The sequence below is a fragment of the Sinorhizobium sp. 6-70 genome (assembly GCF_030124375.1).
GTDB lineage: Bacteria > Pseudomonadota > Alphaproteobacteria > Rhizobiales > Rhizobiaceae > Sinorhizobium.
The window spans coordinates 110,502-125,299 of record NZ_JASKLS010000005.1 but is presented as its reverse complement, the minus strand read 5'-3'; the positions used below and the strand labels follow the sequence as shown (position 1 = coordinate 125,299).

Sequence of the window (14,798 nt, the reverse complement as noted above, 5' to 3'; positions counted from 1 at the left end):
TTGCTGCTGCATGATTCCTTAAATCGGAATCGACTTAAGGAATCATGCAGCAATTCAAAGTGCTGCAGCGACCTTTGCGCGTCCGATTGGACGCGCGGCGCTGTAGCTGGATTTTGTCCCGCCTGTCATTGCAAATCGGCGGCGGAAACAATAGCCCTCTATGCGACGAAAAGTGACGGCGATATGGCGCAGAGGAGAGTGATGAGGAAAAGTGCACAGGCGTTTTCCGCCCATCACGACTTGCCATCGCGGTCCGTCACGGCGAACAGAGCTTTGCGGGAATGAACGAATGTCGAAAATCCTGATGGCACTCCTGCTGCTCGCGATGTGCGTTCAAGTCATCAAGCCACTCGACCTCCCGGGGCTCCGGCAACGCCGCGATTTCTGGAAGATCGCCGTTTTCGCGATCGCGGTGATGATGATCACCGTGCTTGTGCGCCCCTAGATCATTTGACGTCACGCAATTCCGGACGGAAAATCGTCACGCACCTTCCTGGAATTGCCTTGCCCGCACGGAGTTTCGAGCGGCAGTACCCGGAATGGTTGAGACTTCGCGGGACCGTTCCATTTGAAACAGATCCTCCTTCCGTGCTGCGCTATTCTGTTGGCGTAGATGGGGAAGTATCCGCACGACATCCAGTCCATAAAGGGATAAGTTAGCTTGTTCGGACACAAGATGAAAATCGAGGGTCTCTTGGAACGTCGTCTGACCGCTATCCTCGCTGCCGATGTCGTGGGTTACAATCGTCTCATGGGCACTGACGAAGCCGGCACGCTGGCAGCGATGAAAAGGCATCGCCGCGAGTTCCTCGAGCCCAAGATCGCAAACCATAAGGGACGTGTCGTCAAGCTTGCGGGCGACAGCATGCTCGTCGAATTCTCGAGCGTGGTCAATGCCGTCGCCTGTGCCGCCGAAATTCAGCGCGGCATGCTCGCCAGGAACGAAAGCCTGCCCAGGAGCAGGCGCATCGAGCTCAGGATCGGTATTCACCTCGGCGATGTCATCGTCGAAGACGGCGACATTTTCGGTGACGGCGTAAACGTTGCGGCCAGGCTCGAAGGATTGGCCGAGCCCTCCGGCATCGCGGTTTCGGCCTCTGTGCGCGATCACGTCGGCTCGCGGCTTGACCTCGGCTTCGTGGACAAGGGCGAGCATGCGTTGAAGAACATCGCCCCGAGTGTGCGCGTCTACACCATCTCCTTCGGCGACGTGGCGGTCCAGAAACCGGCTGAGCCCGCCACCGTCACGGTGGAACCCGGTTATGAGCTTTCGGTTGCGGTTCTTCCCTTCACGAACATGAGCCACGATCCGGAGCAGGAATATTTCTCCGACGGCATCACCGAAGACATCATCACCGATCTGTCGAAGATCTCGCGCCTGCATGTGGTCGCCCGGAACACCGTCTTTACCTACAAGGGCAAGCCGGTGAAGGTGAAGCAGATCGCCCAGGAACTGGGCGTCCGCTTCATTCTCGAAGGCAGCGTCCGCAAGGTGGGCGAGCGGGTGCGCATCACCGGCCAACTCATCGATGCGCAGACCGGCGGACATCTTTGGGCCGACCGCTACGATCGTGAACTCACTGACATTTTCATGATCCAGGACGAGATCACGCATGCGATCGTGGACCAGCTCAGGATCAAGCTTTTGCCGGAAGAGAAGAAGGCAATCGAGAGCGATCCGACCACCTCCGTGGAGGCCTATACCTATTATCTGCGCGGGCGGCAGTTCTCGCGTACCTGGACCCGGCCCTACCTTCTGCTTGCGCGCCGGATGTTCCTGAAGGCTGTCGAACTCGATCCGAACTATGCCCGTGCCTATGCAGGCATAGCCGAATGCGAATGTGCGATCAGGGACTGGCACGAAAAGGAGTTTCCGCTCGAGAGCATCTTCGACACCAGCGCCAAGGCGCTGGCCCTGGATCCAAATCTGGCAGAAGCGCATGCCTCACGCGGGTTGGCCTTGACTCATGATGGACAAACGGAGGAGGCGGGCCGTGAGTTCCGCCAGGCTCTGGCGCTTGAGCCTTCGCTATACGAAGCGAATTTATACTATGGTCGCTTTCTGTTCGCACAGGGTCGATTTCAAGAAGCGATCGGATTCTTCGAGCGCGCGGCCGGGATCCGACCGGACGACTATTTTTCGCCAATTCATCTGATGGGTTGCTATTTCTCACTCGGCATGGAGCCCGAGCGTCAGCGCTGGGCACGCATCGGGATCGAACGGGCAAAAAGCGCACTGGAACGGTACCCGGAAAACGCCAGCCCGGCCCATCGCGGTGCATTGGCGCTTGCGCATATGGGTGAAGCCGAGCGCGCCAAGGAATGGGTGGCCCGCGCGCTGGCGATCGACCCGGACGACGTCGTCGCGCAATACAATGCGGCTTGCGTCTATTCGCTTCTCGGCGAGGGGGAGCGCGCGCTCGATCTCCTCGAGACGGTCGTGCCGCAGAGCTCGAGCTACCACCTCCACTGGTTCAAGCAGGACTCGGATCTCGACCCCATCCGCGACCATCCCCGCTTCCAGGCGCTCCTCGACGCGATCGAGGACTGCGAGGATGCGCCCCGCTGAGCCTGCAGCGCCGTGCGTTCCTTCAGGCGCACAAAGGCCGCCATAGCACTTTGAATTGCTGCACGTATTTATGCTTGAATCGGCTGCGATTTAGATCATTTCATTGTTTCATTGAAACAGTGAAATGATCTAACTCGTTGAAACTACGCAATTCCGGACGGAAAACCGTTACACACTTGTCCTGGAATTGCTCTAGGGAAAGCATGCAGTAGCGCGTCCCGGCAGAATGTCATAGTTCGATTGATCCGTGCATCGCCGTAACGCAATCACCCGAGATGCTGACCTTACCGACTGCGCCGCCCTGCTTGCTAACGGTAACCGCGATCAAGCTGCGCCGACCCATCTCGACGCCTTGCTCGATCGTGAGTTTGATTTCCGCGTCGGCGTCGGGAAGAAGCGAGACGAGATAGGCGCCGAGTGCGGCAGACGCGCTGCCGGTTGCCGGATCCTCGATGACATTGTCGAGCGGCGCGAACATACGCGCTCTTATTTGCCACGGTTGGTCCTGTCCGCGGGAGTAGAGGAACAGGCTGAAGCTGTCTTCGGCAAGTGGATAACGGTCATTCGCCTCATCAAAGGCGCTGACGTTCGGACGCGCTGTCGCGAGCGTTTCCACATCCCGGACTTCGGCGACGGCGAAGGGAAGGCCGACAGAGATCCGCACCGGCGCGTGGCAGCGGTCGCTCATGCTTGCCACGGGGAGTGAGGCACAGGCGGCGATGGTCGCTGCGTCAATCGCGGGGCCGACGACAAGCTGCTGCGGCGCGACGATGCTCGCGCCGGTAACAACGCTGTCTTGGCGCAAGAGAGCAACCTCCACCAATCCCGCCTTCTCCTCGAAACGCAGGTGGTCGCCCGGCACCCTGCCGAAAACTTCCGATTGCCGACCGAGCACAAAGGCGGTGCCGACATTCGGATGTCCGGCGAAGGGTACTTCGGTCGTCGGCGTGAAGATGCGCACGCGGGCAGTGTTTGCGGGATCACCCGGCGGAAGCACAAACGTGACCTCCGAATAGCCGAATTCCGTGGCGATCGCCTGCATCTGGCGGTCCGTCAGTCCGCGTGCGTCCGGGATCACGGCAAGCTGGTTCCCGGCAAAGCGTTCGGAGGTAAAAACATCGACGGTGACGAAGGAAACTTTGGTCATCGAAGGCTCCTGATCGATCGGACTACGGATTTAGAGCCTTGTCTGGTCGTCTTAAACAGCGAACTTGTCCCCCTGACAATCGCCTGAAAGCCGCGGGCCCAGGGCTCCGTTCGACGCAAAAGCCCGGCGACATCGCTGCCGCCGGGCTTTCTCCTCTCTCCCCTCTAATGCTCTTTTGGTTGCGCATCGGGTTTACCCGAAAACCGCTCCCGGTTTTCGGTCCGATGACGCCGCTCAAGCGGCCTTTTCGAGGTCCTTTTTCCAACTGCCCTTGGCCGCGAGGCTGCACATCTTCGCCCGATGCGTGAAGGCGCGCTGGCCGGCGGCGACGTTTTCCGCCTTGCCGTTCCAGGCGTTGAGCGCCTCCTGCTGCAAAGCGCGGCCATAGGAGAAGGTCAGCTTCCAGGGCAGGTCGTGTGTCGTGTTGATGGCGGACAGATGCGCGGTGGCTTCTTCCGTCGACTGGCCGCCGGAGAGGAAGGCGATGCCGGGAACGGCGGAGGGCACGGTGCGTTTCAGCACCTTGACCGTACGCTCGGCGACCTCGCTGACGGGCGCCTTGCGCGCCTTCTTGCCGTCGATGATCATGCTCGGCTTCAGGATCATGCCTTCGAGCTTGACGCGTGCATCGCCGAGTTCCTCGAAGACGGTGCGCAGCACCCATTCGGTCACTTCTTCCGAGCGCTCGATCGAATGGTCGCCGGGTGCGCCGTCCATCAGCACTTCGGGCTCGACGATCGGCACGATCTTCGCCTCCTGGCAGAGCGCGGCGTAACGCGCCAGTGCATGGGCGTTGGCCTTGACCGCACCCCAGGTCGGCAGGGCGTCGGAGATGGCGATGACGCCGCGCCATTTGGCAAAGCGGGCGCCGGCGTCATAGTACTTCGCAAGCCGCGCCGCGAGACCATCGAGGCCTTCGGTGATCGTCTCCTTGGCGAAGTAAGGCATCGGCTTTGCGCCGGTGTCGACCTTGATGCCGGGGATGGAACCGGCCTGCCGGATGACCTCGACGAGCGGCGTGCCGTCGGCCGCCTTCTGGAACAGGGTTTCCTCGTAGAGGATGACGCCGGAAATGTAGTTGCGCATCGCTTCGTCGGACCGCAGCAGCATCTCGCGATAATCGCGGCGCGAGGTCTCGGTGGATTCCAGTCCAATGCTGTCGAAGCGCTTCTTGATTGTTGCGGTCGACTCGTCGGCGGCGAGTAGGCCCCGGCCGTTGGCGACCATGGCAACCGCAATATCTTCCAGTCTTTCGCTCATGTTTTTTCTCCTTAGACAGCGCCGATCACCAACGGAGCGGGCGACGAATGAAAACAAGTTCGGTCTGAGGCGCAGATGCGTCCGCCGCGTTCCGAATAATGGCGCGATAACAGAAGAAATTGTCCGGGAAAATGGCGCGAAAATCGACTAAAACGATTTAAATTATTTTAATCGTTTGAAATATCATAATTATTTTTGCGCCTCCGACCCGGGCGCATGTGTTGCCCGGGTCGGAGGTTTGCTTCACTTCTGCTGCTTGAGGATGTCGACGCCCGGCAGCGGCTTGCCTTCCATCCATTCAAGGAAGGCGCCGCCGGCCGTCGAAACATAGGTGAAATCGTCCGCGACTTCGGCGTGGTTGAGGGCTGCGACCGTGTCACCGCCGCCGGCGACTGAGACGAGCGAGCCGGCCCGCGTGCGGGCCGCCGCATGCTTGGCGGCAGCGACGGTCGCTTTGTCGAAGGGCGCGATTTCAAAGGCGCCGAGCGGACCGTTCCACACCAGCGTCGTTGCACGAGAAATCCAGTCGTTGATCGCGGTAACAGATTTCGGGCCGACATCGAGCACCATGGCGTCGGCCGGGATTGCCTTGATGTCGACGACTTCGTTGTCAGCGCCGGCCTTGAACTCGCGGGCGACGACGCCGTCTTCGGGCAGCACGATGGCGCAGCCGGCCGCAGAGGCGGCGGCAACGATCGACTTTGCCGTGTCCGCAAGGTCATGTTCGCAGAGCGACTTGCCGACGTCGATGCCCTGTGCGGCAAGGAAGGTATTGGCCATGCCGCCGCCGATGACGAGGGCGTCGACTTTCTTCACCAGGTTTTGCAGGAGGTCGATCTTGGTCGAAACCTTGGCGCCGCCGACGATGGCGACGACCGGGCGCTTCGGATTGCCGAGGCCCTTTTCGAGCGCTTCGAGCTCGGCCTGCATGGTGCGGCCTGCATAGGCCGGGACGTGGTGCGCCAGCCCCTCGGTCGAGGCGTGGGCGCGATGGGCGGCGGAGAAGGCGTCATTGACGTAGATGTCGCCGTTGGCGGCCAGTGCCGTAACGAAAGCCGGATCGTTCTTTTCCTCGCCCTTGTGGAAGCGGGTGTTTTCAAGCAGGAGCACATCGCCGTCGTTCATCTCGGCAATGGCATTGGCAGCCTTGTCGCCGATGCAATCGGCGGCGAAGTGAACGCGCTGGTCGAGAATTTCCTCGACGGCGGGCGCGATTGCTTTCAGCGACATGTCGGCGACCGGCTCACCTTTCGGACGGCCGAAATGGGCAAGCAGGATGACCTTGGCGCCCTTTTCGGAAAGCTCGCGGATCGTCGGGGCAACGCGCTCGATGCGGGTCGTATCAGTGACTTGGCCATCCTTGACCGGCACGTTGAGATCGACACGCACGAGCACGCGCTTGCCGGCAATGTCGGTCAGGTCGTCGAGGGTCTTGAAAGTCATCAGATGTCTCCGGTCAAAGTCTACGGAAAAGAGTGGGATAGTCGGTGACAAGCCCGTCCTCGTCGACGGGAAGGTCGGCAGCGAAGCTCCGGTCCTCGGCCTCGTAACGATAGAGCCTGCCGTCTTCGAGGCAGGTATAGTGCTGGCCGTCGATCACGGGTTCGAAGGTGTCGAACGGCACGTAAAGCATTTTGAGCTTTGCCGTGCCCGCCTTGCGGCTGAGCTTCAGCCTGCGGATCGGGAGCGTGTTGGTGAAGGGTGTGCCGGCGAGATCGATGTCGATGCAGCCGTCGAATTCAGGAAGGGCGACGCCGTTGAGGTCGCGCCAATGTCCCTGGCGATCCGAGAGCAGATGCAGCGCCCTGCCGTCTGTCGTATCGATCAGGAAGGACATCACCTGCCAATGCGCGTCGCAGTCGATCCGGTAACGCAGGCCATAGGGGCGGCCGCCGCGTTCGCCGATGACAACGCTTTCGGCGCGGATGGCCGCGCCGGCCGTTGCTTCGAGAGCCCTGAGGCTCAGATGTTCGAGCCCTTCCCCTTCGAGCGGGCGCCATCGCACCGTCGTTGAGGAAAGGGCCCGAAACATCGGTCTTAGAGGAGCTTGCCGAGGGCGACCGCCGTATCCGCCATACGGTTCGAGAAGCCCCACTCATTGTCGTACCAGGAGAGGATCGACACGAACTTGCCTTCCATCACCTTGGTCTGGTCCATGTGGAAGACCGAAGAATGCGGGTCATGGTTGAAGTCGACTGAGACGTTCGGCTGAAGCGTATAGCCGAGAACGCCCTTGAGCGGACCGTCGGCGGCAGCCTTGATGGCGGCGTTGACCTCTTCCTTGGTCGTCTCACGCTTGGCGACGAACTTGAGGTCGACGACCGAGACGTTCGGGGTCGGCACGCGCACGGAGATACCGTCGAGCTTGCCCTTGAGCTCCGGCAGGACGAGGCCGACTGCCTTGGCAGCGCCCGTCGAGGTCGGAATCATCGACAGAGCCGCGGCGCGGGCACGGTAGAGATCCTTGTGCATCTGGTCGAGCGACGGCTGGTCGTTGGTGTAGGAGTGGATCGTCGTCATCATGCCGTGATCGATGCCGATGGCGTCGTGCAGCACCTTGGCAACCGGCACCAGGCAGTTGGTCGTGCAGGATGCGTTGGAGATGACGAGGTGGTCCTTCGTCAGCTTGTCGTGGTTCACGCCGTAAACGACGGTCAGATCAGCGCCATCAGCCGGGGCCGAGACGATGACGCGCTTGGCGCCGGCTTCGAGGTGGGCAGCCGCCTTGTCGCGCGCGGTGAAGATGCCGGTGCACTCCATCGCGATATCGACGCCGAGTTCCTTGTGCGGCAGTTCCGCCGGGTTGCGGATGGCGGTTACCTTGATCGGCTTGCCGTTGTTGATGATGATGGTGTCGCCGTCGACCTTCACGTCAGCCGGGAAGCGGCCGTGGATGGAATCGAAACGCAGCAGGTGGGCGTTCGTCTCGACCGGGCCGAGGTCGTTGATGGCGACGACTTCGATGTCTGTGCGGCCGGATTCGACGATCGCGCGGAGCACGTTGCGGCCGATGCGGCCAAAACCGTTGATGGCGACTTTCACTGTCATGTCGGGTCCTTCCCTGTCAGAATGGCGTTTTACGAATAGAGGGCGCCTTGGGAAGCGCCCTCCGGCTTGATCAGGACAGTTTGGCTTCCGCGGCTGCTACGACCGCTTCCGGCGTGATGCCGAAATGCTTGTAGAGGTCCTTGTAGGGACCGGAAGCGCCGAAGCTCGACATGCCGATGAACGTGCCATCGGTGCCGATGAAATGATCCCAGCCCTGGCGGATGCCGGCTTCAACCGCGATCTTGACCGGCGAATTGCCGATGATCGCCTGCTGGTAATCCTCGCTCTGTTCGGCAAAGAGCTCGAAGCAGGGAACCGACACGACGCGCGTCGAAACACCCTTGGCGGTGAGTGCCTGGCAGGCCTTGACGGCGATCTCGACTTCCGAGCCGGTGGCGAAGATCGTCACCTTCGCATCGCTTGCGGAGATCAGGTCATAGGCCCCGTGAGCGCAGAGGTTTTCTTCCTCATATTCGGTGCGCACGGCCATCAGGTTCTGGCGGGTCAGCGCAATGCCGGACGGGCGGTTATGGCTTTCGAGCGCAAGCTGCCAGCATTCGGCCGTTTCCGTCGCGTCGGCGGGACGGAACATCAACAGGTTCGGAATGGCGCGCAGCGCAGCCATGTGCTCCACCGGCTGATGGGTCGGCCCGTCTTCACCGAGACCGATGGAATCGTGCGTCAACACGTGGATGACGCGGATGCCCATCAGTGCCGCGAGGCGGATCGACGGACGGCAATAATCCGAGAAGATCAGGAAGCCGCCGGAATAGGGGATCAGGCCGCCGTGCAACGCCATGCCGTTCATCGCCGCCGCCATGCCGTGCTCGCGCACGCCATAGTGGATGTAGCGGCCGGAGAAGTTGTCCGGCGTGATCGAATGGGTCTGGCTGGTTTTGGTGTTGTTCGAGCCGGTGAGGTCGGCAGAGCCCCCGATCGTCTCGGCGAGAACGCCGTTGATGACTTCGAGCGCGTCCTCGGAGGCCTTGCGGGTCGCGGGCGATGGCTTGGTTTCGGCGAGTTTCTGCTTGTAGGCGCTGATTGCGGAGGCAAGGCTGCCTTCGAGCTCGCCGGTGAAGCGCCGGATGAACTGCGCCTTCTTCTCGGTCTCGGTCTTTTCGAGGCGCTCTTCCCAGTCTTTGCGCGCCTTGGTCGAGCGAAGGCCGGCGAGGCGCCAGGCATCGAGCACGTCCGAGGGAACGGTAAAGGCCTCGGCTTCCCAGCCAAGCGCCTTGCGGGTGGCGGCGATTTCGTCGGCGCCGAGCGGCGAACCATGGACCTTGTGCGTACCGGCCTTGTTCGGGGCGCCGAAGCCAATGACGGTCTTGCAGGCGATCATCGTCGGCTTGTCGGACTTCTGGGCCTGTTCGATCGCGGCGGCGATCGCGTCCGGATCGTGGCCGTCGACCGCGATGGTGTTCCAGTTGCAAGCGCGGAAGCGCGCGTGCTGGTCGGTCGAATCCGCGATCGAGATCGGGCCGTCGATCGAGATGTTGTTGTCGTCCCAGAAGACGATCAGCTTGTTGAGCTTGAGGTGGCCGGCCAGCGCGATCGCTTCCTGGCTGACGCCTTCCATCAGGCAGCCGTCGCCGGCGAGCACGTAGGTGTAGTGCTCCATCAGGTCGCTGCCGAACTCGTCACGCAGCTTGCGCTCGGCGATCGCCATGCCGACCGAATTGGCGATACCCTGGCCGAGCGGACCGGTGGTGGTCTCGATGCCGGCCGCATGGCCGTATTCCGGGTGGCCGGCCGTGCGCGAGCCAAGCTGGCGGAAGTTCTTGATCTCGTCGATGGTGATGTCTTCGTAGCCCGTGAGATAGAGCAGCGAGTAGAGCAGCATCGAGCCGTGACCGGCCGAAAGCACGAAACGGTCGCGGTTGGGCCACGCGGGATTCTTGGGGTCGAAGCTCAGGTACCGCGTGAAGAGGACGGTTGCGATATCGGCAGCGCCCATCGGGAGACCTGGATGACCTGAATTTGCCTTCTCGACGGCGTCCATGGAAAGGAAGCGGATCGCATTTGCCATCCGATCGTGTTTTTCGCGAGAGATCATGACTGTTCCGTTTGGGTTCGGTGGTCAGGGACGGTCTCTATCCTCCAAGACCGTATGAGAAGCGGCAGACACATAGCAGGTGCTCCACGCGAGTCAATAAATACGGGCCTTCCGCGGCCAAATGGCGACGTGCTTTCGATATCGTTCTTGTGCGGCAGCATACAGTATGAGTGCGATTGCTCGGGAGCAATGATCCACAGCTTCCGACGGCGTTTTGCCGCACGGGGCATTGTTGAGGCTTATATAATGGGTTTAAAAAAGAACCGAGGCGAAGCAGCGGACTGCGTCTGGCGATTCGGCTCTTTCGGAGCGCCGCGTTCGGGGAACGTGCAGACGACTCTACAGCGCCGCGCGTCCAATGGGACGCGCCAAGGTCGCTGTAGCACTTTGAAATGCTGCATGATTTTGTTCTTAAAATCGATTTCGATTTAAGGAATCATGCAGTGGCAGATTGATTTAGAGCGGGGCGGAAATCCGCTTCACACATTTCCTCATCCCGCTCTAGCGAGGTATCGGAGCATGCCGGCAAAGACGGTCAAAGCGGCGATCGAGGAGCTACGGAACGCGGTCCAGTCGCTCGAGGGCGCGATCGACGGTCGTTTCGACAAGGAACGGGATTTGAGCGAGTTCGAAGGCGAGGTGCGGCGGGTCAATACCGATCGGTCGCGGCTGGCACAGGAACTCGACCAGTCCCAGTTCCGGGCCAACCGGCTGGAAGAGGTCAACCGCGAAGTTTCCCGTCGTCTGGTGACGGCGATGGAAACCATTCGAGCGGTGCTGGATCGTTGAGGTTTACGCGATGGCTCAGGTAACGGTGACGATCGACGGCAAGGCTTACCGGATGGCCTGCGAGGAAGGGCAGGAAGACCACCTGAGCGACCTCGCGGCGAGATTCGATCAATATGTGAGCCATCTCAAGGGGCAGTTTGGAGAAATCGGCGATCTGCGGCTGACGGTGATGGCCGGCATCATGGTCATGGACGAGTTGAGCGAGGTCAATCGCCGGCTCAAGAGCCTGGAGACCGAACTGGGCAGCCTGAAGAGCGGCAACGACGTTGCGCTGTCCGAACAGGCGAGGAACGAGGAGGCACTGGCCTCGGCACTCAGCGAAGTGACGGCCCAGATCCATAGCATTGCGGCCAGGCTCAACGGTCGCGCCGTTGCTCCCGCCAACTGATCGTCTTCTACAGCGCGGCGCGTCCAATCGGACGCGCAAAGGTCGCTATAACAGGTTTAGTCTCTGCATGATTTTGTCCTTAGATCGATTTCTATTTAAGGAATCATGCAGAGAAAAAACGCCTCTGGCGAAAACGGCAAAGAGCCTCTATATCTGAGCCCGCGATCTGCGCTTCCCGACAGGAATCACAATCCCCGGGGCCATACACGATCTCAAGGGAGCTGTCCCTGGCCGAACTCGTGGGTTCGGACACACGGCGCCCACCTACTTAGTAGGCACCCGGGATCGTAAACTATCCACCGGTCGTCGTGGATCGCACCTTTCCTTTTCGTGGCGGATCACTACAGCGCGAAGCGCCTGATCAGACGCGCAAAGGTCGCTGTAGGCACTTTGAATTGCTGCATATCCCCTTACTCGGGGTCGATTTGAGGAGATGTGTACCACGTGCCCGAGAAGGCGCTGCGGATGGCGTCAGCCATGGCATCGATCGTCGGCGATCGGCTTTCCAGTCTGGTGCGCAGCACGACATTCGACATGTCGACGATGCCAAAACCATCTTCCTCGGTCAGTTCGCGACAGCCGGGCGGTATGGCGCTGCGCGACAGCGGCGCGATCGCCAGGCCGGAAACCACGGCCGCGATCAGACCGCCGCTCGTTCGGCTGACATAGGCGACGCGACTGCGTTTTCCGCGCCTCTTCAGATTCTGCAACGCCAGCTCATCGCACCACCCGCCTGTGGCGTATGTGTAGGTGGCTATCGGCAGGGGCTGCCGCTCATGTGTGCCGTGTTGATCCGAAGTCACCCAGACGGTGGGATCCACCATGAGGACCTCGTGCTTCGTGCGCCCGCCGGGCTCGAAAACGACAGCAATGTCGATCTCACCTGCCTCAAGCGCCGTCCGGTTGGACATCGAGGTGCCCTGTTGCACCGTGACCTCCACGCCAGGATGTATGGCGGCAAACGCGCCCAAAGCCCTTGGAAGGGTGGAGTTGATATATTCCTCGGGAACCCCGATCCTGACCGAACCGTCGAGCGCGGGCTGGCGCATGGCCGCCGCCGTGTCGTCGAGGAGCGCCACGATGCGCCGAGCGTTGTCGACAAGACGCCGGCCTTGTGTCGTCAGCACGACCCCGCGCGAATGCCGGTCGAAAAGCGTGTCGCCAAGCGCGTCTTCAAGCTTCCTGATCTGCATGCTGACGGCCGACTGGGTGCGCCCGACGCTGTCGGCCGCCTTGGTCAGATTGCCGGCGTCGGCAACTGCAAGGAAGGTTCTCAGGAGGTCGCTATCGAGTGGAAGAGACATTTTACGACCATCAGAAAATCTGATGGCAGCTATGCTTGCAATTCGTTTGTCGAATGTCAACGGCGGGTGGAAAATTCAACACTGTCACCTTCCGGAGACCCGCTCATGAGTGTGCCCTTCCTCGCCGGTTCCGCGGCCTCCTCCTTCGTCATGCAACTGCAAGGGCTTTTTGTGCACTGGCGCGCGTGGCAGGCCCCGTACGCTGCGCCGTGCTGCGAGGCACCATGGCGCAATCCGCGATTGCTGAGGGATGCCGGCCTGCCGAGCCTGCCCCGATGGTCCGCGGATCTTGACGCCACGCGCCTCGAGTCGCTCTATCGTTCCCACTGGATGTTGTGAAGCAGCTCGAGCCTTGCCGCGCGAAAGATGGCTTCCGCGAGATTGCCTGCCTGAAGCTTCCGCATCGCCTCTTCGAGCGCGCCGTTGATGCGCGCCATCGGAATGTCCGTCTCACGCACCATGTCCTGCCTGGTCCTGCCGCAGGCGGCGAGCGAGAGGCAACGCAGTTCGAGCGGATCGAGTTGATTCATCTTGTCTGCCTGCCCGCTCTCGCCCGCCCGCTCTTGGCTCTAAGGTCGCGGCGCCGCATTTTCTGCGGGATTTAGCTTCAGCTAATTAATTGAAAACGCTAACTTATTTGCACGCGTAAGCTGACGTGCGAAAGCGGAACCGTGCGCTGTGATAAATGGAGCGCTAATGCTGTGCCGAAATGGGAAAGGCGCGCAGGATTGTCGCGAGGTGTTGCAAAAGCGGCGGCGGCGTGGTTCCAGCTACGGTGCGCATTGCGCTATGAGGGGCAAAAGCCCGAAGGAAGAGGTCGTCGGATGTCACCGAAGGATTTGAAGGCAGCGCTACGAAAGGAACGCCTGGCTCTGCGTGATGAAATGCCGTTGGAGGTGAGGATCGAGGCTAGTCTTTCCATGGCCGACCACGCCGGCGACATCATTGCACTCGATCCCGGCCATGTCGTTTCCGGTTTCTGGCCAATCCGCTCGGAAGCGGACATCCGTCCGCTGATGGTGCGGCTCAAGGATCGCGGCGCCCGGCTCTGCCTGCCGGTGATCGTGGACAAGAAGACCATCGTCTTCCGCGAACTCGTCGACGGCATCGCGGTGGTAGAAACCGGCTTCGGTACGACCGGCCCAGGGCCGGAAGCGCCCGAACTCGATCCCGACATCATGCTCGTGCCGTTGTCGGCCTTCGATTCGGTCGGGCACCGGATCGGCTACGGCGCCGGTTATTATGACCGCGCAATCGAGCGATTGCGCCGCAAAGGTCACATGCCGCGACTGATCGGGATTGCTTTCGACTGCCAGGAAGTGGCATCAGTGCCGGCTGAACCGCATGACGTCGCGCTGGACGCGGTGCTGACGGAGAGCGGTTTTCGGCATTTCAGACAGGATTGAACGGGTATGCGACTTCTTTTTCTGGGAGATATGGTTGGCAAGACGGGCCGCACGGCGGTCTGGGAGCGCCTGCCCGGATTGGTCGGCGACCTGAAGCTCGACTTCGTCATCGTCAACGGCGAGAACGCCGCAGGCGGCTTCGGCATCACCGAAGACATCTTCCTGGAAACGATCAATGCCGGCGCTGATGTGGTGACGACCGGCAACCATGTCTGGGATCAGAAGGAAGCGGTGGTCTTCTGCGAGAGGCATGACCAATTCTTGCGCCCTGCGAACTACCCGGCCGGGACGCCGGGGCGTGGTTCCAATCTCTTCTTTGCCCGCAACGGCGCCCGCGTGCTGGTCGCCAACGTCATGGGTCGGGTTTTCATGCATCCCGAGCTCGATGATCCTTTCAAGGCAGCCGAGGCGATCCTCGACGCCTGTCCGCTTGGCGAGCAGGCTGACGCCATCGTCTTCGACTTCCATGCCGAGGCCACAAGCGAGAAGCAGTGCTTCGGACACTTCGTCGATGGCCGCGCGAGCTTCGTGGTCGGAACCCACACCCATGTTCCGACCGCCGACCACCAGATCCTTAACGGCGGCACCGCCTATATCAGCGATGCTGGCATGTGCGGCGACTATGACTCGTCGCTCGGCATGGACAAGGAAGAGCCGCTCAACCGGTTCATCTCCAAGATGCCGAAGGGCCGCTTCGAGGCGGCTTCCGGCCCCTCGACCATCTGCGGCGTCGGCGTCGAGATTTCCGATCGCACTGGGCTTGCGGAGAAGATCGCGCCGCTGCGGCTCGGTCCGAGGCTCAGCGAAACGATCCCCGAGTTCTGGGCGTAAACC

At 61.2% G+C, this 14,798-nt stretch carries 14 protein-coding genes and 1 other RNA gene; 7 read left to right on the top strand and 8 right to left on the bottom strand.

Annotated features, from left to right (window positions below; all coding sequences use genetic code 11):
* Positions 1 to 289: 289 nt before the first annotated feature.
* Together QN222_RS12225 and QN222_RS12220 are read left to right on the top strand one after the other, a co-directional pair.
* Positions 290 to 445: a hypothetical protein gene (locus QN222_RS12225; protein ID WP_283961340.1), complete on the top strand. Its 156-nt coding sequence runs from the start codon at positions 290 to 292 to the stop codon at positions 443 to 445.
* Between the two features lie 231 nt (positions 446 to 676).
* On the top strand, positions 677 to 2,569 hold the full coding sequence (locus QN222_RS12220) for a tetratricopeptide repeat protein (RefSeq protein WP_283961339.1): 1,893 nt from the start codon (positions 677 to 679) through the stop codon (positions 2,567 to 2,569).
* 229 nt (positions 2,570 to 2,798) lie between these two features.
* Here QN222_RS12220 and QN222_RS12215 read toward each other — a convergent pair whose 3' ends face one another.
* From QN222_RS12215 to tkt, 6 genes are all read right to left on the bottom strand, one after another.
* Positions 2,799 to 3,716 carry a PhzF family phenazine biosynthesis protein gene (locus tag QN222_RS12215; protein ID WP_283961338.1) on the bottom strand — a complete coding sequence of 306 codons (918 nt, stop codon included), beginning with the start codon at positions 3,714 to 3,716 and terminating at the stop codon, positions 2,799 to 2,801.
* 234 nt (positions 3,717 to 3,950) lie between these two features.
* Positions 3,951 to 4,976, bottom strand: a complete 1,026-nt coding sequence (locus QN222_RS12210; RefSeq protein WP_283961337.1) for a class I fructose-bisphosphate aldolase — start codon at positions 4,974 to 4,976, stop codon at positions 3,951 to 3,953.
* 243 nt (positions 4,977 to 5,219) lie between these two features.
* Positions 5,220 to 6,419: a phosphoglycerate kinase gene (gene pgk, locus QN222_RS12205; protein ID WP_283961336.1), complete on the bottom strand. Its 1,200-nt coding sequence runs from the start codon at positions 6,417 to 6,419 to the stop codon at positions 5,220 to 5,222.
* A gap of 13 nt (positions 6,420 to 6,432) precedes the next feature.
* A complete protein-coding gene (locus QN222_RS12200; protein ID WP_283961335.1) occupies positions 6,433 to 7,008 on the bottom strand; it encodes a putative glycolipid-binding domain-containing protein in 576 nt (191 codons plus the stop codon).
* Positions 7,009 to 7,013: 5 nt separating this feature from the next.
* Complete coding sequence (gap, locus tag QN222_RS12195; RefSeq protein WP_283961334.1) at positions 7,014 to 8,024, bottom strand: type I glyceraldehyde-3-phosphate dehydrogenase; 1,011 nt, start codon at positions 8,022 to 8,024, stop codon at positions 7,014 to 7,016.
* Positions 8,025 to 8,094: 70 nt separating this feature from the next.
* On the bottom strand, positions 8,095 to 10,077 hold the full coding sequence (gene tkt / locus QN222_RS12190; RefSeq protein ID WP_283961333.1) for a transketolase: 1,983 nt from the start codon (positions 10,075 to 10,077) through the stop codon (positions 8,095 to 8,097).
* Positions 10,078 to 10,596: 519 nt separating this feature from the next.
* Between tkt and QN222_RS12185 the strand changes: the two genes are divergently transcribed.
* From QN222_RS12185 to ssrS, 3 genes are all read left to right on the top strand, one after another.
* The gene (locus tag QN222_RS12185; RefSeq protein WP_283961332.1) at positions 10,597 to 10,866 is read left to right on the top strand and encodes a DUF4164 domain-containing protein; all 270 of its coding nucleotides are present in this window, start codon (positions 10,597 to 10,599) and stop codon (positions 10,864 to 10,866) included.
* Positions 10,867 to 10,876: 10 nt separating this feature from the next.
* Entirely contained in the window at positions 10,877 to 11,254 is a 378-nt protein-coding gene (locus QN222_RS12180) for a cell division protein ZapA (RefSeq protein ID WP_283961331.1), read from the top strand.
* Positions 11,255 to 11,414: 160 nt separating this feature from the next.
* Positions 11,415 to 11,573, top strand: a non-coding RNA gene (gene ssrS / locus QN222_RS12175) — 6S RNA.
* Between the two features lie 91 nt (positions 11,574 to 11,664).
* On the opposite strand, the gene QN222_RS12170 is transcribed toward ssrS, so the two are convergent.
* Together QN222_RS12170 and QN222_RS12165 are read right to left on the bottom strand one after the other, a co-directional pair.
* Positions 11,665 to 12,591 carry a LysR family transcriptional regulator gene (locus QN222_RS12170; protein WP_283961369.1) on the bottom strand — a complete coding sequence of 309 codons (927 nt, stop codon included), beginning with the start codon at positions 12,589 to 12,591 and terminating at the stop codon, positions 11,665 to 11,667.
* Positions 12,592 to 12,872: 281 nt separating this feature from the next.
* The gene (locus QN222_RS12165) at positions 12,873 to 13,088 is read right to left on the bottom strand and encodes a transcriptional regulator (protein ID WP_283961330.1); all 216 of its coding nucleotides are present in this window, start codon (positions 13,086 to 13,088) and stop codon (positions 12,873 to 12,875) included.
* A gap of 294 nt (positions 13,089 to 13,382) precedes the next feature.
* Between QN222_RS12165 and QN222_RS12160 the strand changes: the two genes are divergently transcribed.
* Entirely contained in the window at positions 13,383 to 13,964 is a 582-nt protein-coding gene (locus tag QN222_RS12160; protein ID WP_283961329.1) for a 5-formyltetrahydrofolate cyclo-ligase, read from the top strand.
* A gap of 6 nt (positions 13,965 to 13,970) precedes the next feature.
* Complete coding sequence (locus QN222_RS12155; RefSeq protein WP_180939019.1) at positions 13,971 to 14,795, top strand: TIGR00282 family metallophosphoesterase; 825 nt, start codon at positions 13,971 to 13,973, stop codon at positions 14,793 to 14,795.
* Positions 14,796 to 14,798 lie beyond the last annotated feature (3 nt).